The organism is Streptomyces sp. NBRC 110611 (assembly GCF_001590865.1).
GTDB lineage: Bacteria > Actinomycetota > Actinomycetes > Streptomycetales > Streptomycetaceae > Streptomyces.
The window spans coordinates 448364-467469 of record NZ_BBUY01000002.1; the positions used below are offsets into that span (position 1 = coordinate 448364).

The following is a 19106-nucleotide window of genomic DNA, read 5'->3' on the forward strand; positions in this document are numbered from 1 at the left end:
TGGGGGTCTCCCGTGGGCACGAGCCGCTGTGGGCGGCGTGAAGTGTGGGGTGTGGGGTGGACGGCGTGGGGTGCGGGGCGGGCCGGTTCCGCTCCGGGGCGGTGCGGCTCCGGGCGGGTCCGGGCCCCGGGCCGGTTCGGCCTCGGGGCCGGTTCAGCCCCTGGACCGTTGGGCCCTCGGCCGGTTCATCGCCGGTTCAGGCCCGGAGGGTGGCGCCGCCGTCGACGTACAGGTCGTGCAGGGTGATATGGCGGGCGCGGTCGGAGACCAGGAAGGCGACGGCGTCGGCGACATCGGCGGGGTCGGCGATCCGGCCGAGCGGGATACCGGTGCGGTGGGTGGCGGGATCCCCCTCGATCACGCGCCGCGCGCCTTCCTCGTCGGGCAGGCCGGCCGCGGCCCACATGGCGCGCTGCATCTCGGTGCGGGTGGAACCGGGGCAGACCGTGTTGCAGCGTACGCCCCGCGAACCCACCTCCAGGCCCAGGCACTTGGTGAACATCACGGCCGCGGCCTTGGAGGCGGCGTACGCGGACATGCCGGCGCGCGGGATGCCCGCCGCGTTCGAGGCGACGGTGACGATGCTGCCGCGGCCGCGGTCGGCCATCCGGCGGGCGGCGGACCGCGACACATGGAAGACACCGGTGGTGTTGACGGCAAAGACCGCGGCCCAGTCCTCGTCCGTGAGGTCCACCACGTCCGAACAGCGCAGGATCCCGGCGACGTTGACCGCGATGTCCAGCGGACCGAGAGTGTCCTCGGCCTCGGCGATCAGGGCCTCGACGGCGGCGGCGTCCGTGACGTCGAGCGAGCGGACGGTGACCTGGTCGCCGTACTTCTCCTGCTCCGCGCGCCCCTTCGTCCCGGTCTCGCCGCTATCGCCGTACTTGGCGGCGAGCGCGTCGATGCCTCCGGGATCCAGGTCGGTGGCGAGGACGCGGGCGCCGCGCTCGACGAGCGCCGCGACCACGGCCTCGCCGATGCCCCGGCCCGCCCCGGTCACCAGGGCGAGTCGTCCGGCGAGCTCCTGGCCGACGCCCGCCCGGCCGTCCGTTCCCGGAAGCCGGTCGGTGAGCAGCGGGCCGTTGGTTCCCGGAATGCCGTCAGTGATCAGCGGGCCGTCGGTTCCCGCAGTTCCCGGCAGGCCGTGGGCGTTCACTTGACCATCGCCTTCCGGATGTCGTCGAGCACCGAGACGGCGGCCTCGGCGCCGCCCAGGCTCGTCCACTTGGAGCCGTCGGTCACGGTCGCGTGCTTGTCCCGTACGGCGCTCAGCTGCTGGTAGGCGGGCTTGTCGGCCAGCTTGCCGAGCAGGGCGGAGCGCGAGGTGCCCGGGTCCAGGGTGCCGATGAACAGCCAGTCCCCGTCGATCTCCTTGAGGTTCTCCTCGCTGATCGGCGTGGAGTGGCCCTCGCCCTTGCGGGCCTGGACGCCGGGCCGGGCGAACCCGATGTCCTTCAGGACGTCGCTGATGAACACACCCTGCTGGATGACGTTGGTGCCCTTCGCCGAGTAACGGGCCACGGACACCCGGGCCCCGGCCTCGGCGCCGAGGTCCTTCTTCAGGGCCGCGACCTTGGTGCCGTAGCCGGCGAGGAACTTCTCGGCGGCGTCGCCCCTGCCGAGCACCCGGCCGGTGATCTCAAGGGACTTCTTCCAGTTCTTGGTCCGGTCGACCGTGACGACGGTGGGGGCGATGGTCCGCAGCTGCTGGAGGACCTGCTTGTCGGCGAGCTGCCCGGCGAGGATCACATCCGGCTTGGCCTGTACGACCTTCTCGACGTCCGGACCGGTCACCGCACCCACCACGGGTATCCCCTTCGCCCGGTCCGCGAGGTAGGCGGGAGCGCCCTTCTGGCCACGGCCGGCGGTCAGCCCCACCGGCCGCACGCCGAGAGCGAGCGCCGAGTCCAGGTCCATCTCACTGAGGGTCACGACCCGCCGGGGCGAGACCGGAACCTCGACCTTCGCGCCGGTCGCGTCGGTGACCTGGGCCGTGCGCCCTGTGTCCGCGCCGGCTGAACTGCCGCCCCCTGCGGAGGATCCACAGGCGGTGAGCGCCGACGCGCCGAGGGCGAGGGAGGCGGCCACGGTGGTGGCACGGGCCCAGCGAGAGGAGGGACGGGACGGGTTCGGCTCCATGACCTTCTGTCTCTGTCGGTGGGACTGCGGGCTGCCCAGAAGGGGGTTCCAGCATCGTACGCGTGAACACCCCTGACACTGGGCGCATTTAAGGAATGCGGAAACCCGCAGCATCGCCGGAGTCGGCGCTAAACTTAGGTTAGGCTAACCTATGGCCAATGCTGGCACAATGGATACGGACGACAATGGCGACAACACGCGCAACGAAACGGCCGAAACGGCCGAATCGGCCGGAGCGGCACCGCCCCCGCCGACGCGAACGCCGCACGCGGGAGCCCCGTCCCCTTCGCCGGCCCGCCGCGGGGCTCCTCGTCCTCCTCCTGGGCCTCGCCCTGCTGTCCCTCCTCGTCGGCACCGGTTCCAGCTCCGTCGGCGAAGCCTGGGACTACCTCATCGGCGCTCCGGCCGCCCGCGCCGACGCCCAACTACGGCTCGCCGTCGAGGACGTACGCCTGCCGCGCACCCTGGCCGCGGTATTCGTCGGTGTCTGCCTCGGCGCCGCGGGCTGCCTCCTCCAGGCCGCCACCCGCAACCCGCTCGCCGAGACCGGGCTGCTCGGCGTCAACTCCGGCGCCGCCTTCGCCGTCGTCCTCGGACTGACCTTCTTCGGCGCCTCCTCCCCCGCCGCGCTGCTGGTGTGGGCCCTGCTGGGCGGTATGACCGCGAGCGCGGTCGTACTGCTGCTCGCCGGGTCCGGGCGCGCCGCCGGATCCCCGCTCCGGCTCGTCCTCGCGGGATCCGCGCTCGGCGCCACCTTCCACGGCCTCACCTCGTACGTCCTGCTCGGCACCCAGTCGACCTACGACACCTACCGCTACTGGACGATCGGCTCGCTCGCCGGGGTCGAGGCCTCCGACCTCCTCCCCCTGCTGCCGCCCGCCGCCGTCGGCCTGCTCACCGCGTTCGGCTGCGCGCGTCCGCTCTCCGCGCTCGGACTCGGCGACGACAGCGCCCGCTCGCTCGGCCACCACCCCGGCCGGATCCGGCTCGCCGCCGCGGCGGCCGTCTCCCTGCTGTCCGGCTGCGCGGTCGCCGTCGCCGGCCCCATCGCCTTCCTCGGACTGCTCGCCCCCTACGCCGCCCGGGCCCTGGCCGGAGCGCGCCTTACGGCCCAACTCGCCCTGTCCGCGCTGATCGCGGCCGACGTCATGGTCCTCGCCGATGTCCTCGCCCGCATCGTCATCCGCCCCTGGGAGACCCCGGTCAGCGTGCTGCTCGCCTTCGTGGGCGGACCGCTGCTCATCTGGATCGCCCGCTCCTCCCGGCTGTCCACGGCGGGGGCCTCGGCATGAAGGACAGGACGGGCGGGACGAATATGGCGGACATGGCAGATATGGCGGACATGAAGGGGACGCCGAACCAGAACGCGCAGGAGACAAAACCGCAGGAGACGCAACCGCAGGGGACGCAACCGCAGGAGACATCGCACGAACCCCTGAAGGAGAAGCCGTACGCCATGGACGCCGCCCCGGACGCCGCCCCGGACGCCGCCTCGGCCCCCGCCCCGGACGTCACCCCGCCCGACAGCACCGTGCTGCGCACCGGCGCCCTCTCCTGGCTCTTCCCGCGCCGCGGCGCGCTCGCCGCCGCACTCCTCGTACCGCTGCTCGCCGTCCTCATCGCCCTCGCGGCGGTGGCGAGTTCGACCGGGATGAGCCTGCCGCAGACCGTCTCCGGGCTGCTCGGCACCGGCGACCCCGGGACCGTGATGGTCGTACGGGACTTCCGGCTGCCGCGCATCGTCGTGGGCCTGATGGCCGGCGCCGCGCTCGGCATCTCCGGATGCCTCACCCAGACCCTCGCCGGCAACCGGCTCGCCACTCCCGACCTCGTCGGCGTCAACGAGGGTGCCACCGCCGCCGTCGTGGCCGCCGCGGCCGGCTCGACGACCGGCATGGTCGGTGACTGGTGGCTCGGCCCGCTCGGCGCCGTCGCCGCCGCGGTCCTCGTCGTCCTGTGCGCAGGCGGGGCGGGCGCGGGCGGCTACCGGGTGCTCGTGGTCGGCATCGGCGTCTCCACGTTCATCGGTGCCGTGAGCGACCTCATCATGTCCCGCGAGAACGAGAACACCGCGGGCGGCGTCTTCCTCTGGGCCGTCGGCAGCCTCAACGGGCGTGACTGGAGCGCGGGGACGCCGATGCTGATCGCCCTCCTGCTCCTGGTCCCGCTCTCGCTGGCGGCCGGGCACCGCCTCCAGCTCCTGCGCTTCGACGACGATGTGGCCGCCTGCCTCGGCACCGACCTGCGGCGGGTGCGGGCCGCCGCGCTCGCTCTCGCCGTCGCCCTCGCCGGGACCGCCGTCGGCGTCGGCGGGCCCATCGCGTTCGTCGCCCTCGCCGCCCCGATCCTGGCCCAGCGGCTGGCCGGACCCACCCGCGTCCCGATCACCGGCTCGGCCCTCATCGGTGCCGCCCTCATCGCCGCGGCCGATGCGCTGGGCCGCGTCGTCGCCCCCGTAGAACTCCCCGTCGGCGTCGTCACCAGCGTCCTCGGCGGGCCCTTCCTCCTCTGGGTCCTCTTCCGCGGAGAATCCCGCCCGGACCGGACCGCCGGAAAGGCATGACCACCATGACCGACACACCCGTAACCGCCCCGTCGACCACCCCCTTGACCACTCCGTCGACCGCCCCATCGACCGACGCCCCGACAGCGGCCCCCTCAACCGGCCCCGCATCCGCCCCGTCGACCGGCCCTTCGCCCGCCCCCTCCCCCTCCCCCATCCCCTCGCCCGACCTCGAAGTCCGCGCCCTCCACGCCGGATACCCCGGCCGCCCCGTCGTGCAGGACGTCGGCCTCACGGTCCCCGCCGGGCAGGTCGTGGCAATCGTCGGCCCCAACGGCTGCGGAAAGTCGACCCTGCTGCGCACCCTCGCCCGCCTGCACCGGCCCGCGTCGGGCACGGTACGCGTCGGCGGCGCCGACATCTGGCGCCTCCGGCAGCGGCAGGCCGCCCACCTCATCGCCCTGCTCCCCCAGTCGCCGCGCGCCCCCGAGGCCGTGACCGTCGCCGGGCTCGTCCGCTACGGCCGCCACCCCCACCAGGGGCTGCTGCGCCAGTGGTCGCGCGAGGACGAAGCGGCCGTGCGCGAGGCGCTGGCGGCCACCGGCATGCTCGGCCTGGCGACGGAACGTCTCGACCGGCTCTCGGGCGGCCAGCGCCAGCGCTGCTGGCTCGCGATGGTCCTCGCCCAGCACACCCCCGTCGTCCTGCTCGACGAACCCACCAGCGCCCTCGACCTCGGCCATGTCGTCGAGGTCCTGGAACTCGTCCGCCACGTCGCCGCCTCGGGCCGCACCGTCGTCATGGTCCAGCACGACCTGGCCGCCGCCGCCCGCTACGCCGACACCATCGTCGCCATGAAGGACGGCCGGGTCATCGCCCAGGGCCCTCCCCGCGAAACGGTCGACGCACCCCTCGTCAAGGAGCTGTACGGGCTGAACGCCGACATCCTCCAGGCCCCCGGCGACGGCGCCCCGGTAGTCGTCCCCCACACGGCCGTGACCATGCCCCACTAGGTCGCACAGCGCAATCAACACGAATGGCGCACCCTCCGACGAGGCGCGCCGGGTCACGTTGCTTGAACAGCGCCCACCGGATGGTGATCCTGAGGTTCGGTCGAAGCAAGGAGAAACCGTTGCCCGTTGACGGATACGACGAGAGCATGGCGCTGGTGGACCGGACACGTCGGCACGGCGCCGGCGAGTTCCAGCTCCTCGGGCGCACCTGGGAGCTGCTGCCGGAGGTGTGGTTGCCGACCCTCTCGTATTCCACCGAGTTCTACACCACGCATCTGCCGTACCCGCCGGACGGCTCGTTCCTCGAGATCGGGTGTGGTGCCGGCGTCACGGCCGTCCACGCGGCCCTGTCCGGGTGCGCGACGGTGACGGCGACCGATGTCAACTCCCAGGCCGTCGACAACACCGCGCGCAACGCCGAGCGGCATGGCACGTCCGGCGTGACCGCCGTGGTCAGCGACGTCTTCGACGGGCTCGACGGCCATGACCGGTTCGACTGCGTCTTCTGGAACCTGCCGTACGTGGCCATCTCCACCGACTACCACTACCCGGACCAGCTCACCCGGTCCGTGTTCGACGCCGGGATGGCCGGCTGTCGCGCCTACGTGGCCGGGGCCGCGCGGGTACTGGCACCGGGCGGGCGGCTGTTCCTCGGCCTCGGCGACATCGGGGACCGCGACGCCATGGAGCAGGCCGCCGCGGAGCACGGGTGGCAGGTGCAGCTGGTCGCCGCCTCCCGGGGCGAGCCCGACGCCCACGTCGAACACCGCCTCTTCGAGCTCGTGAAGGCGTGAGGGCGTAAGGCCGTGAGCGCGTGAGCGCGTGACGCCTGGAGTCTTCGCACTTCAAGCGCCGTTGCTGTCCCTACCGCCCGTGCCGCCCTTGCTGTCATTGCTGTCATTGCTGACGGGCACCCACTTGCCGTCCTTGACCCGGTACATGGCGAGCCGCTGGTTGACCGCGTCTCCGTACGGGTCGAAGGCGACGTTCCCTGTCACGCCGTGGAACGACGTGCGCTGGAGCGCCTTGACGACCTTGGCGCGGGCATCCTTCGGCAGCGTGCCGTCATGGGCGTCGACGACCTTCTTGACCGCCTGGATGATCGCCCAGGCCGCGTCGTAGGAGTATCCGCCGTACAGGGTGGAGGCGTTTTTGTAACCGGCTTTCCGGTAGTTCCGGATGAACTCCTTGGCGGAGGCGAGTTCTTCCGTCGACGGGAACGAGGTGGTGAAGGCCCCCTCGCCCGCCTCTCCCGCCTGCTTGATGTACGCGTCGCTGTGGATGCCGTCACCGCCGGCGAGCGGGATGGCGGCCCCGGCCTGCTTCAGCTGTGCGCTGAGCTGGCCGGCCGCGAGGCGAGGACCACCGTCGTAGACGAGATCGCCGCCGTAGTAGACGAGATCGGCGCCGGAGCTTCGTACTTCGCGCGCGACGGCGGAGAAGTCCCTGTCGAGGGGAGTGACATGTTCGGTGCCCACAACCTTGCCACCGCGCTTGGTGAACTCGGCCTTGAAGACGCTGACGAGTCCCGCACCGTAGGCCGTCTTGTCGTCGATCAGGAAGACCCGCTTCTTCTTGGCGCTGTCGTAGAGGTACCGCGCGGCGAGCCGGCCCTGCGCGACATCCGTGGGGATGGTGCGGAAGGACGACGTGAACGGACGGGACTTCCGGCCGCTCTGCCAGCCGTCGCCCTGGGTCAGGACGGGGCTGGTGACGCCGGGGGAGACCACGGCCAGCCTCGCGTCGTCGAACACCTTCTGCATCGCCTGGGCGACGCCGGAGTTCAGCGGGCCGACAACGCCCAGGACGCTGCGGTCGGCGGCCAACGCGGCCGCGTTCCGCCGGCCGGCAGACGGCTGGGCACGGTCGTCGAACCCCGCGATCTTGAAGGTGACACCGTCGACGACCTTCTGCTGGTTCGCCTGTCTGACGGCGAGGTCGGCCGAGTTTCTGATGCCGGCACCGATGCCGGAGGCGTCGCCGGTGAGCGGGGCGTCCACACCGAGGGTGACGACCTGGCTGCCGGATGGGTTTCCGCCGCCGCCTGGTGTGCGGGGGTCCCCTCCGTCGGACGAGAGCGCGATCCACAGCGCGGCCGAGGCGGCGGCGACGCCGAGTGCTGCCGATGACCGGACCACACTGTTGCGGGCCAGGCGACGGGCGAGCGGCTCCGGACCTCCCGACGGGACGGCGGCGCCGGCCTGCGCCCGCTCGAACCGCTGTCCCGCACTCGGCTCCGGCTCCGGCTCCGGTGCCGGACCCGGTGTGGGCGTGGGTGGCGGATCCGCTGTGGGAGTGGGTGTGAGTGCCGGATCCGGTGTGGGGGCGGGTGTGGGTGGCGGTACAGGTGCAGAGGTGGGTGTGGAGGGGGTGGGCGTGGGCTCGGGGGCGGTGGCGGTGGCGCGGTTGCGGGCGAGGGCGATGAGGCCGCCCGTGTTGCGGTTGCGCTGCTGGGGCAGCGGCCGCGAACCGGCCGCCAACGTGCGGTGCAGATGCCGGTACAGCGTATTCATGTCGATCGGATCGGGCCCGTCCGGAATACCTTCGTCCAGCGCGGTGACCAACGCCCCGGTAAACGCGGTGTACTTCTCTCCCGGTGGCGAGAGCGCCATGCGGGTCTCGGCGGAGGCCGTGAGCAGACACGTACCCTCGACCATCGCGTGGTCGGCGAGGTAATCACCCGCGCTCATCCGGCCGACCAGTGCGCGCCCGCTGAAGCAGCAGTCCAGGATCACCACGGTGCGCCGGGCACCGGCCCGCGGGTCCAGCACCGCCCGGCGCAGGTACTCGTACCGCAACGCGGTGTACTCGCGTTCGCGGTCCGAATCCGGCAGGGCCAGGTACAGCTCGTCGGTGTGCGGGTCGGTCAGGCCGTGGCCGGCGTAATAGACCAGCAAGGTGTCCTCGGCCCGGCGGGCGACCTGTTGGACGGTGTCCAGGACCTCCTCGCCGGTCTGCGGCTGGGAGAGCACCGTGCACCGGCCGGAGGGCAGTCCCCACACCGCGGGGTCGTTCAGGACCTTCTCCAGACCGGCCAGATTGCGGGCAACGGCGGGGAGATCCGGCAGAGTTGTATAGGAGTGCACCCCTAACAGCAGTGCTTCCGAACGGTCCGGGTCCGCCAGCATGGCCACCGGCTACTCCGTGTCCTCGCGGTCCGGCCCTGGGGTGTCACCGGAACCGCCCATTCCCCAGACCTTGAGAATCCGCTCCACCGTCTCGGGCGAGCCGTCCTGCACGGTGATCGACACGCCGTCGCGTTCGATCCGCACTTGCGGCGGGCGGGGGCGCGATCCACGCCAGGCCGCCACGGCGACCAGCAGATTCCCCAGGGCGATGACGTCGCCGAACACGACGTTCACCACCTCCAGCGCCCCGCCCATTTCTCCCTGGCCCGTGGGGGCGGCCCCGGCGGATACCTCGGCCCGGCCGCGCAGTTCCGGATCCGCGACCAGCCAGCGGTACAGCGACGCCGTCCCCTCGGCGCCGTCGCGGCCGTCGACGCCCCCGCCCGCCTCGCCGGCACTGCTCCCGAGCGTCAGCCGAATCTCCATCCGCCCTGATCCCCCCACCGTCGACCCTGGTCCATGGCATGGCATTTCTCATCGTAGGGGCACCACCCGCGCCCGCGCGGGCTCCTGGCGGACTACGGACACAGCCGGCGCACAGTACGGGCCGACTGCCTCCCGGAGGAGCTGCCGGCCGGATCGGCCGCGTGAGCCGCTACCGGATTCCGAGCTCCTTCAGAACCCGCTGCCGAGCCGGCCCCGGCCGCACCGGGAAGTAGAGGTAGCAGACACCTCCCGAACCGCTCTTGACCTTGCCTTCCGCGTCGTAGCGCTTGGTGCGCAGCCAGATGTTCTCGAATTGGTGGCGGGGGTACACACGGCGGACCGCGTGGTTGTCGGGGGAGGCCGGGTCGTTGGCGATGACGTCGCCGGCGGAGGTGAAGCCGATGACGGCCATCAGGTGGCCGGCGGTACCGTAGCCGGCTCCGTCGAGTTCGGTCTTGAGGAAGGACTGGGACGTTATCACCGGGATGCCGGCGTGGATGAGGCGCTCGGCGTCGTTGAGGGAGGCCAGGCGGGTGACGACGCCCTGGAGGTCCCGGTAGGTGGCGGCGTAGGCGGCGTTGAAGGACCAGTTGCCGCAGCCGTCGTACTGGTAGTCGAAGGTGCGGCGGGCGGCGTGGCAGACCTGGGGGTCGGCGTAGGAGGGGTTGACCCAGGCGAGGTCGGCGGGGGTGGGCCTGCGGCCCCAGTACTCGATGACCATCTGGGACGAGGTGGGGCTGCACCAGGCCTCGCCGCCGTTGTCGTACTCCGGGTACTGGCCCTTGTGGATCTCCTGCGAGTAGCGGGGGACGGTCAGTTCACGGCCCACCAGGGCGGGCTTGGAGGCCGGGACCTCGAAGCGGTCGGGGACGTCGGAGGCCATGGCGCCGAGCCGCCAGACGGTGGGGGTGAGGCTGGTGCCGGGCTTGCGGTGGAGAGTGAGGCGGAGGGTGTACGAGGTCAGGCGGAGGCCGCTGGAGGGGGTGTCGATGGCGAAGGTGTCGGTGGAGATGCTGCTCTTGCCGTCCTTCTGGTTGTCGACGGAGGTGCGGCGGATGTCGGCGTCGGTGTCGTCGGCGGTCCAGCGGCCCATGACGTACCAGGGGGTGCGGGTGCCGTCGCTGTACCTGCCGCGCAGTTCGACGGTGATCCAGGTACCGGGCGGCGTGTGCGCGTTCCAGGAGGCGACGGCCTCGGTGGACGGGACCCCGAGGCGGTGGGCCGGGGAGGTCCAGGTGGCGTACTCCCAGGTGGTGGTGCGGCCGGTGTGCGGGTCCCGGTAGGTGGTGGTGCCCACGGGCCGGGCGAGGACGACGCCGGGGCGGGGGCCGTGGGTGACCCGGGTGCCCCGGGCGGTGCCCTTGGTCCAGTCGGCCGCGGTGGTCCAGGTGTGCTGGTCCACGTGGTCCACGGGGCCCTCCGGGCGGCTCGGGCGGCTCGGGTGGGGTGCGGTGGCGGCCGGTGCGGCCGCGGAGGCCGGTGCGGCGGCGCCCGCCGCGGCGGCGAGCGCGGCGGCCAGGACGGTGCGCCGGGGCGCGGAGCTGGTCATGGTGGAGTCCCCCAGTCGGATGCGTGTGATCGGGTGTGAGGGGCGGGTGCGAGGGGCGGGTGCGAGGGGTCGGGGTGGGCGGCGGAGGGGAATGGCGGGACGAGGGGCGGGGCGGGGGCGGGAGAGGGGTGGGAGGGGCCGTGGGTCAACTATCGCCGGTCGGGGTGTGCTTCGGAAGCGGGTGCGGCGCGCGTCGCGGCGGCAATATCGCGCTGATCCCGACGGCGGTATCACGGTGATCGCTACGGCGGTATCGCGGCGATCGCGGCGGCGGTATCGCGGTGACAGCGGCGTGGCGGGGTGTGGATGGGTGTGGGCCACTCGCGCGGCCGGGGGTGCGGGGCGGCGGCGTACGCTGGCGGGATGACTGGCGGGATGACGGGTGACCTGGCCTGGCTCGCCGCGCGGCTGCGCGCGCTGCCGCCCTCCTGCGGGCCGGTGCGGCTGATCGCCGTGGACGGGCATGCCGGGTCGGGCAAGAGCACCTTCGCCGGGCGGCTGGCGGAGGCGCTGGGCGGCGCCCCGGTGGTGCACACCGATGACCTCGCCACCCATGAGGAGCTGTTCGCGTGGAGCGGCCGGTTCGGGGCGCAGGTGCTGGAGCCGCTGTCCCGGGGGGAGACCGCGCGGTACGAGATCTACGACTGGGCGCGCGGGGAGTTCAACGAGGCGCGTGAGCTGGCGCCCGCGCCGGTCGTGCTGGTCGAGGGCGTCGGCACGGGCCGGCGGGCCATCCGGCCCTATCTGGCCTGCCTGTTGTGGATGGAACTGGCGCGCGAACATTCCTGGGAAAGGGGTCAACTCCGGGATGGACCGGACCTCTCCGCGTTCTGGAGTGGCTGGATTCCGGCGGAGCGCGCGCACTTCGCGGTGGATCCTTCGCGCCCGTACGCCGATTTCCTGGTGCGCCAGGGGCGGATGGGGTACGAGGTACGCATGAGGCCTTCCGCGACGCCATGATCGGCCCCACAGTTCACGCTCCGTAGCAGAGAGTGGCCAGTACCCCGCTTGCGGACGACAGGGACCCGCCGAGTGCTCCAACTCGGCTTGACCTGGGGGGCGTACAGGACTTACGTTCTCAATGTGCGGTTCAACGGACCGCCCGCAGATGCGAAGCCCCCGGTTGTTCCCCCGTGATCGGGGGCTTCGTTCTGTGTAAAACCATCTCGCGCCGCCGCCTCGTGCCGCTTCCCCCTCACCCTGGGTCACCGCACTCTTCGCGCCGTGGCGCTGCGTCAAAACATCTGCTCCCGGTCCACTCTTGCCCCGTGCCGCCCTCTACGGCCTGCGGCGATCCCGCGGGTACCATGCGAGTCTGTGCCACCGCAGGCCAGGGGACTCCCATGCGCGGCGAGGTCAACTCCCGTACGCCGCACGCCCGTTCCCAAGGCGCGGCCGGCGCGCGCCCGGCGGCACACACGGGGGACGGTTGTGGGGGGACGGATGGAATTCGGAACTCAGGGTTCGCCCGCCCCGGCCGAGCTCGCCTGGCTGCGTGCGCTCGACGCCTACACGGTCGGCGCGTATCCGCAGGCGGAGGAGGAGTTCCGGGCCGCGGTGCGGCTCGACCCGTCGATGGCCGACGCCTGGCTCGGGCTGCACGCCCTGCGCGCCGACACCGCCACCGCGCTGCTGCGGATGCACCGGCACCGCGACCGCTTCGGCGAGATGCGCACCCGCCACCGACGGTCCCTCAATTCCTGGTACTGGCTGGGCTGGTGGGTCCAGCCGGTGCTGGAGACCCCCCGCGACCTGCTGCTGGCGCACGCCTCGCACTGGCTCGACGGCCGCCATGTCGCCGAACTGGACCAGGCGCTGGCCGGCTGCCCGCCGGTCGACACCGACCCCCAGGTGCGCTTTCTGCACGCCTGCCGGGCCTACCTCGTCAAGGACTGGGAGCAGCTCGTACGGCACACCGAGCCGCTGCTGAACGACCCCGTACTGGGCATCGAGGCCGGGCTGTTCGGCGGGATGGCGCGGGTGCGGCTGGAGATGTACGGGCAGGCCGAGCCGCTGCTGTCGGCCGCGCTGATGCGGTGCCGCAGCGAGCAGCCGCAGCGCAAGGAGCTGCGGTACTGGCTCGCCCGGGCGCACGAGGGGACGGGGCGCAGCGCCGCGGCCCTCCCCCTCTACCGGGCGGTGCACCGCGTGGACCCGGCCTTCATGGACACCGCGGCCCGGCTCGCCGCGATCGCCGACGTGGACGGGCTGGACGAGGGCGCGGGCCTCGCGACGGTCTCCGCGTCCGGGCTCGGCCAGGAGGCCGGCGGCGATCCGGACCCGCTGGCACCGCTCGACCCGGTCGACGGCCGGGAGCTGCTGGCGTCCGGCGAGGCGGAGGGGCCGAACGCCGAGGCGAGCGGCGGCGCACCGGCCTGCGGCGACCCCACGGTCCGGGCCAGAGCCGCGGTCCCGGGGCCGCGGGGCACCGAGCGGCTGCCCGCCGGGCCCGCCGACCCGGTCCTGCTGGAGAAGGCGCTCGCGGAGCTGGAGCGGATGGTCGGCATGGAGCCGGTCAAGCGTCAGGTGCGGGCGCTGTCGGCGCAGTTGCGGATGGCACGGCTGCGGGCGGGCCAGGGGCTGCCGGTGCAGCCGCCGAAACGGCACTTCGTCTTCTCCGGGCCGTCCGGCACCGGCAAGACGACCGTGGCCAGGATATTGGGGCGGGTCTTCTACGCGCTGGGGCTGCTCGGCGGCGACCATCTCGTGGAGGCCCAACGGTCGGACCTGGTCGGCGAGTTCCTCGGCCAGACCGCGGTGAAGGCGAATGAGCTGATCGACTCCGCGCTGGGCGGGGTGCTCTTCGTCGACGAGGCGTACAGCCTGTCCAACTCCGGCTACAGCAAGGGCGACGCGTACGGCGACGAGGCGCTCCAGGTGCTGCTCAAGCGCGCCGAGGACAACCGCGACCGGCTGGTGGTGATCCTGGCGGGCTATCCGGAGGGAATGGACCGGCTGCTGGCCGCCAACCCCGGACTGTCCTCCCGCTTCACCAGCCGGGTGGACTTCCCCAGTTACCGGCCGCCGGAGCTGACCGCCATCGGTGAGGTACTGGCCGCCGAGAACGGCGACCGCTGGGACGAGGAGGCCCTGGAGGAACTCGCCAGCATCAGCGCCCATGTCGTCGAGGAGGGCTGGATCGACGAGCTCGGCAACGGCCGCTTCCTGCGCACCCTCTATGAAAAGAGCTGCGCCTACCGCGACCTGCGCCTGTCCACCTGGCGGGGCACACCGGCCCGTGACGACCTGGCCACCCTGCGGCTGCCGGACCTGATACAGGCCTACGGCGAGGTCCTGTCGGGCCGGGGGCCGGACAGCCCGGGGCGGTGACGCCTCGGGCTGCCGCGGCCCCGTAGTTCACGATCTCAGCCGGCCAGTGCGCGGTCCTCCGCCGGGCGCATGGCCTCCCCGCGCGGCTCGGTGATCCGCTCCCCCGGGCCCCGCCGCTCCCTGCGGACGGCCGGCGTCCGGCGGTGGGACGGATCGCGGACCTCGCCGACCAGCATCTCCAGCACGTCCTCCAGGGCGACCAGCCCGAGCACCCGGCCCGACCCGTCGGCGACCGCCGCCAGGTGGGAGGCGGCCCGGCGCATCGCCGTCAGGGCGTCGTCCAGGGGGAGCTCGGCGCGCAGCGTGGCCATCGGGTGCCAGATCCGCTGGGGCACCGCACGGTCCCGGTCCTCGAGGTCGAGGACGTCCTTGACGTGCAGATAGCCCATGTACGCCCCGCCGGGCGCACACACCGGGAAGCGCGAGTAGCCGGTCCGTACGGTCAGCTCCTCCACCTGGCGGGGCGTCACCGTCGGCTCGACGGTGATCAGGCCCGCCGGGTCGAGGAGGACGTCGGTGACGGGGCGGCTGCCCAGCACCAGGGCGTCGGCGAGGCGCTCCTGGGCGGCCGGTTCGAGCAGGCCCGCCTGCCCCGCGTCCTCGACGAGGTGGGTCAGCTGCTCGCTGGTGAAGACCGCCTCGACCTCGTCCTTCGGTTCGACGCGGAAGAGCCGCAGCACCCCGTGGGCGCAGGCCCCGAGCAGGGCCGTGACCGGGCGGCACAGCCGGGCGAAGGCGACCAGGCCCGGGCTGAACCACAGGGCGGTTTTCTCCGGCGCGGCCATCGCCAGGTTCTTGGGGACCATCTCGCCGATGAGGAGGTGGAGGAAGACCACCAGCGCCAGGGCGATGACATAGCCGAGCGGGTGGATCAGCGGGGCGGGCAGGCTCACCGCCTCGAAGAGCGGTTCCAGGAGGCGGGCGACGGTCGGTTCGGCCACCGCGCCCAGTGTCAGGGAGCAGACGGTGATGCCGAACTGGGCGGCCGCCATCATCTGCGGGAGGTTCTCCAGCCCGTGCAGCACCTGCCGGGCCCGGGCGGAACCCTCCGTCGCCAGCGGTTCGATCTGCGAACGGCGGACCGAGACCAGCGCGAACTCGGCGCCGACGAAGAAGCCGTTGACGAGGACCAGGAGTATTGCGAAGAGCAGCTGGGCCAGGGTCATCGGGACACCTCCGCAGCGGCCGCGGCGGGCTCGCGCAGCGCGGACGGGGTGACCGTCGCGGTCCGGACGAGCCTTATCCGCTCGGCGCGGTGGTGCGAGACCAGCCGCACCCGCAGCCGCCAGCCGTCGAGTTCCGCGGTGTCGCCGGGGGCCGGGATCCGGCCGAGTATGTGGGCCACCAGCCCGGCCACCGTCTCGTACGGCCCGTCCGGGGCCTGCAGGCCGATCCTCCGCAGGGTGTCCACCCGGCAGCCGCCGTCGGCGTCCCAGGCGGGGCGGCCTTCCTCGGGCGGGGCCTGGCCCAGTTCCGGCAGGTCCACACCGTCGTGCTCGTCACGGACCTCACCGACCAGTTCCTCGATGATGTCCTCCAGCGTGACCACACCGGCGGTGCCGCCGTACTCGTCGACGACCACCGCTATCGGCTGTTCGCTGCGCAGCCGTTCCAGCAGCGGCTGCACCGGCAGCGTCTCGGGCACCAGCAGCGGCGGCACCGCGATCCGGGCCGCCGGGGTGCGCAGCCGGTCGTGCGCCGGGACGGCCAGCGCGTCCTTGAGGTGCACCATGCCGACGACCTCGTCGAGGCGGGTGCGGTAGACGGGGAAGCGGGACAGGCCGGTGGCGCGGGTGAGGTTCACCACGTCCTCGGCGGTCGCGGTGTCCTGCAGGGCGCTGACCCGTACCCGGGGCGTCATCACGTTCTCCGCGGTCAGCTCGCCCAGCGAGAGGGTGCGGACGAAGAGGTCGGCGGTGTCCTGCTCGATGGCGCCGGCCCGGGCCGAGTGCCGGGCCAGCGAGACCAGTTCGCCGGGGGTGCGGGCGGAGGCCAGCTCATCGGTCGGCTGCACGCCCAGCATGCGGACGAGCCGGTTGGCGACGGTGTTCAGCAGGGTGATCACCGGGCGGAAGAAGCCGGAGAAGACCCGCTGCGGGCCGGCCACGAAGCGGGCGACCGGCAGCGGCCGGGAGACCGCCCAGTTCTTGGGCACCAGCTCGCCGATGACCATCTGGACGGCGGACGCCAGCAGCATCCCGATCGCGACGGCGACGCCCGGCACCACGGCCGCGGGCAGACCGGCCGCGTGCAGCGGGCCGGACAGCAGCTCGGCCAGCGCGGGCTCGGCGAGCATGCCGACGACCAAAGAGGTGATCGTGATGCCGAGTTGGGTGCCGGAGAGCTGGAAGGAGAGTTCGCGCAGCGCGGAGACGACGGTGCGGGCGCGGCGGTCGCCGCCGGCCGCGGCGCGTTCGGCGTCCGCCTTCTCGACGGTGACGAGGCCGAACTCGGCGGCGACGAAGAAACCGTTGGCCAGGATCAGCACAAGGGCCGCCGCGAGCAGCAGCAGAGGGCCGGTCATGCCGCCGCCCCCGTCGTATGCGGAGGGGCGGCGCAGGTACTACAGGACGATCCGTCCATTGCCGGAGGGATTCACTCCTCGGGTCGCGGTGGGCCCACTGAGGGGCGGGGCACACGAGCGCGCCCCGGAGAACAGAGTAAACATCAGGGTCCGGGATACGGCAGGCTCACCGGGCCGTGTGGTCCAGCACACCATGCTTCTCGGTGAGGTCGCGCAGCGCGCGGGCGTCGCGGATGGCCTGGTCCCGGGCGATCCCGGGCTGGATGCCCATGGCGGGCAGGCTGGTGCCGTCGGCGAGGTCGAGGTGGACCCAGGGGTCGCCGGGCCGGAGGTTGACCCGGACGACCTGGGCCCAGGCGAGCTCGCGCTTGGTGGTGAGGTTGACCACGGTGACCCCGTCCTGGCGCGCGACCACCTTGGGGCGGCTGAGCAGCAGGAGGACGGCCCCCACCAGCAGTCCGGTGACGATGAAGCTGAGCCGCTCGCCGCCGCTCAGCTCCGGCAGCGCCAGCGCGATCGCCGTGAGGGCGGCCAGCTGGGCGAGGGCGACGGCGTAGAGGACCACCCGGGTACGGGTCGGCCGGAAGGTCACCGGGAGGCTGGGCAGCGAAGCCTGGGGTACCGCGGACACGTCGTCGCCTTCCGTCGTACGTAGGGAGTGCCGGAGGGGCCCGGAGGAGAAGGAGCAGGAGCGGGCGGAGCCGGAAGGGGCCGGCCGGTCAGAGCCGGCAGGCGTGGATACCGGTGGTGAGGATCGCGCGGGCGCCGAGTTCGTAGAGCTCGTCCATGATGCGCTGGGCGTCCTTGGACGGGACCATGGAGCGGACCGCGACCCAGCCCTCGTGGTGCAGCGGGGAGACGGTCGGCGACTCCAGGCCGGGGGTGAGGGCGACGGCCTTCTCGACGTGCTCGACCCGGATGTCGTAGTCCATCATCACGTACCGGCGGGCCACCAGGACGCCCTGCATTCGGCGGAGGAACTGGCGCACCTTCGGGTCGTCCTGCGGGGCGCCGGTACGGCGGATGACGACGGCCTCGGACTTGAGGATGGGCTCGCCGATGATCTCCAGGCCGGCGTTGCGCAGGGTGGTGCCGGTCTCGACGACATCCGCGATGATCTCGGCGACGCCGAGCTGGATCGCGGTCTCCACGGCGCCGTCGAGGCGGACGACGGAGGCGTCGACGCCGTTGTCGGCGAGGTGCTTGCCGACCAGCCCGGAGAAGGAGGTGGCGATGGTCATCCCGCCGAAGTCGGTGACGTCCTTGGCCGTGCCCGGGCGGGTGGCGTAGCGGAAGGTCGAGCCGGCGAAGCCCAGCTGGAGGATCTCCTCGGCGTCGGCTCCGGAATCCAGCAGCAGGTCACGGCCGGTGATGCCGATGTCGAGCTTGCCGGAGCCGACGTAGACGGCGATGTCGCGCGGACGCAGGAAGAAGAACTCGACCTCGTTCCCGGCGTCGACCAGGACCAGTTCCCGGCGGTCCTTGCGCTGGCGGTAGCCGGCCTCATGGAGCATCGCCGACGCAGGCTCGGACAGAGAACCCTTGTTGGGGACAGCGATGCGCAGCATGAGAGCGAATTCCTTTGCGACTGAGGCGAGTTGAAGCAGGGATGAGGAGCTGGGGAGGGTGGGGGTGAGGGGTGGCTCAGAGGTGGGCGTAGACGTCGTCGAGGGAGATGCCCTTGGCGACCATCATCACCTGGAGGTGGTAGAGGAGCTGGGAGATCTCCTCCGCGGCCGCCTCGTGGGACTCGTACTCGGCGGCCATCCAGACCTCGGCGGCCTCCTCGACGACCTTCTTGCCGATCGTATGGACGCCGGCCTGCACCAGCTCGGCGGTGCGGGAGGTGGCGGGGTCGCCGGTGGCGGCCTTCTGCTGGAGCTCGGCGAACAGCTCCTCGAACGTCTTCTTGGACATGATGGTCACCACCCTACGCGCTCACCCCGCCCGCTCAGTGCCAGGGCTCGGACAGCGAGCGGAGGGTGACGGCGGTGGCGACGGCGGCGGTGACCGCCTCGTGCCCCTTGTCCTCGGTCGAGCCCTCAAGGCCGGCGCGGTCCCTTGCCTGCTCATCGTTGTCGCAGGTCAGCACGCCGAAGCCGACCGGGACGCCGGTGTCCACGCTGACCTGTGTCAGGCCCTGGGTGACGCCCTGGCAGACGTAGTCGAAGTGCGGGGTGCCGCCGCGGATGACCACGCCGAGGGCGACCACCGCGTGGTAGCCGCGGCCCGCGAGGACCTTGGCGGCCACCGGCAGCTCGAAGCTGCCGGGGACCCGGAGTACGGTCGGCTCGTCGATGCCCAGGTCGGCCAGGGCGCGCAGCGCGCCGTTCACCAGGCCGTCCATGACTTCGGTGTGCCACTGCGCCGCGATCACGGCCACCCGCAGGTCGCCACAGTTCTTCACGGTCAGTTCGGGTGCGCCCTTACCGCTCACGGTTCTCCTCGTCTCGTACGGGTGATGGTGGGGTGGTGGGTGGACCGGCTCTTC

Annotated in this window: 17 protein-coding genes and 1 pseudogene; 6 read left to right on the forward strand and 12 right to left on the reverse strand. The window is 72.5% G+C overall.

The features are described from left to right. Positions 1 to 196: 196 nt before the first annotated feature. Complete coding sequence (locus AZE13_RS06440) at positions 197 to 1078, reverse strand: 2,3-dihydro-2,3-dihydroxybenzoate dehydrogenase (RefSeq protein ID WP_066928512.1); 882 nt, start codon at positions 1076 to 1078, stop codon at positions 197 to 199. Positions 1079 to 1155: 77 nt separating this feature from the next. Further along, complete coding sequence (locus AZE13_RS06445; protein ID WP_066927851.1) at positions 1156 to 2142, reverse strand: iron-siderophore ABC transporter substrate-binding protein; 987 nt, start codon at positions 2140 to 2142, stop codon at positions 1156 to 1158. A 185-nt stretch (positions 2143 to 2327) separates the two neighbouring features. Between AZE13_RS06445 and AZE13_RS06450 the strand changes: the two genes are divergently transcribed. The 4 genes from AZE13_RS06450 (at position 2328) to AZE13_RS06465 (ending at position 6452) form a co-directional block, all read left to right on the forward strand. Then, positions 2328 to 3434 carry a FecCD family ABC transporter permease gene (locus tag AZE13_RS06450; RefSeq protein ID WP_079123758.1) on the forward strand — a complete coding sequence of 369 codons (1107 nt, stop codon included), beginning with the start codon at positions 2328 to 2330 and terminating at the stop codon, positions 3432 to 3434. 164 nt (positions 3435 to 3598) lie between these two features. After that, entirely contained in the window at positions 3599 to 4705 is a 1107-nt protein-coding gene (locus tag AZE13_RS06455; RefSeq protein WP_066928520.1) for a FecCD family ABC transporter permease, read from the forward strand. A 5-nt stretch (positions 4706 to 4710) separates the two neighbouring features. After that, complete coding sequence (locus tag AZE13_RS06460) at positions 4711 to 5658, forward strand: ABC transporter ATP-binding protein (protein WP_079123807.1); 948 nt, start codon at positions 4711 to 4713, stop codon at positions 5656 to 5658. Between the two features lie 119 nt (positions 5659 to 5777). Then, positions 5778 to 6452 carry a methyltransferase gene (locus tag AZE13_RS06465; RefSeq protein ID WP_181690268.1) on the forward strand — a complete coding sequence of 225 codons (675 nt, stop codon included), beginning with the start codon at positions 5778 to 5780 and terminating at the stop codon, positions 6450 to 6452. Positions 6453 to 6503: 51 nt separating this feature from the next. On the opposite strand, the gene AZE13_RS39215 is transcribed toward AZE13_RS06465, so the two are convergent. The 4 genes and pseudogenes from AZE13_RS39215 to AZE13_RS06480 all read right to left on the reverse strand — a co-directional run bounded on the left by AZE13_RS39215 (position 6504) and on the right by AZE13_RS06480 (position 10761). Continuing rightward, positions 6504 to 7796: a branched-chain amino acid ABC transporter substrate-binding protein gene (locus AZE13_RS39215; protein ID WP_066928523.1), complete on the reverse strand. Its 1293-nt coding sequence runs from the start codon at positions 7794 to 7796 to the stop codon at positions 6504 to 6506. 393 nt (positions 7797 to 8189) lie between these two features. After that, positions 8190 to 8786: pseudogene (locus AZE13_RS39220) on the reverse strand (caspase domain-containing protein); the annotation flags it as partial. Between the two features lie 9 nt (positions 8787 to 8795). Continuing rightward, entirely contained in the window at positions 8796 to 9212 is a 417-nt protein-coding gene (locus AZE13_RS06475; RefSeq protein ID WP_066927855.1) for an effector-associated constant component EACC1, read from the reverse strand. A 169-nt stretch (positions 9213 to 9381) separates the two neighbouring features. Beyond that, complete coding sequence (locus AZE13_RS06480) at positions 9382 to 10761, reverse strand: peptidase C39 family protein (RefSeq protein ID WP_066927857.1); 1380 nt, start codon at positions 10759 to 10761, stop codon at positions 9382 to 9384. A gap of 363 nt (positions 10762 to 11124) precedes the next feature. Between AZE13_RS06480 and AZE13_RS06485 the strand changes: the two genes are divergently transcribed. Then, positions 11125 to 11721, forward strand: coding sequence for a uridine kinase (locus AZE13_RS06485; RefSeq protein WP_066927859.1), 597 nt, complete (start codon positions 11125 to 11127; stop codon positions 11719 to 11721). 483 nt (positions 11722 to 12204) lie between these two features. After that, entirely contained in the window at positions 12205 to 14091 is a 1887-nt protein-coding gene (locus tag AZE13_RS06490; protein WP_066927861.1) for an AAA family ATPase, read from the forward strand. Positions 14092 to 14126: 35 nt separating this feature from the next. Here the strand turns inward: AZE13_RS06490 and AZE13_RS06495 are convergent, their stop codons facing one another. The 6 genes from AZE13_RS06495 to ribH all read right to left on the reverse strand — a co-directional run bounded on the left by AZE13_RS06495 (position 14127) and on the right by ribH (position 19052). Next, complete coding sequence (locus AZE13_RS06495; protein ID WP_066927863.1) at positions 14127 to 15257, reverse strand: hemolysin family protein; 1131 nt, start codon at positions 15255 to 15257, stop codon at positions 14127 to 14129. Continuing rightward, positions 15254 to 16615, reverse strand: coding sequence for a hemolysin family protein (locus AZE13_RS06500; RefSeq protein WP_066927865.1), 1362 nt, complete (start codon positions 16613 to 16615; stop codon positions 15254 to 15256). The genes AZE13_RS06495 and AZE13_RS06500 overlap by 4 nt, the downstream gene beginning before the upstream one ends. 166 nt (positions 16616 to 16781) lie before the next feature. Then, positions 16782 to 17246 carry a PH domain-containing protein gene (locus AZE13_RS06505; RefSeq protein ID WP_066927868.1) on the reverse strand — a complete coding sequence of 155 codons (465 nt, stop codon included), beginning with the start codon at positions 17244 to 17246 and terminating at the stop codon, positions 16782 to 16784. An 88-nt stretch (positions 17247 to 17334) separates the two neighbouring features. After that, entirely contained in the window at positions 17335 to 18183 is an 849-nt protein-coding gene (gene hisG, locus AZE13_RS06510; RefSeq protein ID WP_066927870.1) for an ATP phosphoribosyltransferase, read from the reverse strand. 76 nt (positions 18184 to 18259) lie between these two features. Beyond that, on the reverse strand, positions 18260 to 18532 hold the full coding sequence (locus tag AZE13_RS06515) for a phosphoribosyl-ATP diphosphatase (protein WP_030412067.1): 273 nt from the start codon (positions 18530 to 18532) through the stop codon (positions 18260 to 18262). A 34-nt stretch (positions 18533 to 18566) separates the two neighbouring features. Beyond that, positions 18567 to 19052: a 6,7-dimethyl-8-ribityllumazine synthase gene (gene ribH / locus AZE13_RS06520; RefSeq protein WP_066927872.1), complete on the reverse strand. Its 486-nt coding sequence runs from the start codon at positions 19050 to 19052 to the stop codon at positions 18567 to 18569. Between the last annotated feature and the right edge of the window lie 54 nt (positions 19053 to 19106).

Coding starts and splice junctions, on each gene's coding strand:
- AZE13_RS06455 (WP_066928520.1), top strand. CDS start 3,599: ATGGACGCCGCCCCGGACGCCGCCCCGGACGCCGCCTCGGCCCCCGCC.
- AZE13_RS06475 (WP_066927855.1), bottom strand. CDS start 9,212: ATGGAGATTCGGCTGACGCTCGGGAGCAGTGCCGGCGAGGCGGGCGGG.
- AZE13_RS06495 (WP_066927863.1), bottom strand. CDS start 15,257: ATGACCCTGGCCCAGCTGCTCTTCGCAATACTCCTGGTCCTCGTCAAC.
- AZE13_RS06450 (WP_079123758.1), top strand. CDS start 2,328: ATGGCGACAACACGCGCAACGAAACGGCCGAAACGGCCGAATCGGCCG.
- AZE13_RS06445 (WP_066927851.1), bottom strand. CDS start 2,142: ATGGAGCCGAACCCGTCCCGTCCCTCCTCTCGCTGGGCCCGTGCCACC.
- AZE13_RS06500 (WP_066927865.1), bottom strand. CDS start 16,615: ATGACCGGCCCTCTGCTGCTGCTCGCGGCGGCCCTTGTGCTGATCCTG.
- hisG (WP_066927870.1), bottom strand. CDS start 18,183: ATGCTGCGCATCGCTGTCCCCAACAAGGGTTCTCTGTCCGAGCCTGCG.
- AZE13_RS06515 (WP_030412067.1), bottom strand. CDS start 18,532: ATGTCCAAGAAGACGTTCGAGGAGCTGTTCGCCGAGCTCCAGCAGAAG.
- AZE13_RS06490 (WP_066927861.1), top strand. CDS start 12,205: ATGGAATTCGGAACTCAGGGTTCGCCCGCCCCGGCCGAGCTCGCCTGG.
- AZE13_RS06480 (WP_066927857.1), bottom strand. CDS start 10,761: ATGACCAGCTCCGCGCCCCGGCGCACCGTCCTGGCCGCCGCGCTCGCC.
- AZE13_RS06485 (WP_066927859.1), top strand. CDS start 11,125: ATGACTGGCGGGATGACGGGTGACCTGGCCTGGCTCGCCGCGCGGCTG.
- AZE13_RS06460 (WP_079123807.1), top strand. CDS start 4,711: ATGACCGACACACCCGTAACCGCCCCGTCGACCACCCCCTTGACCACT.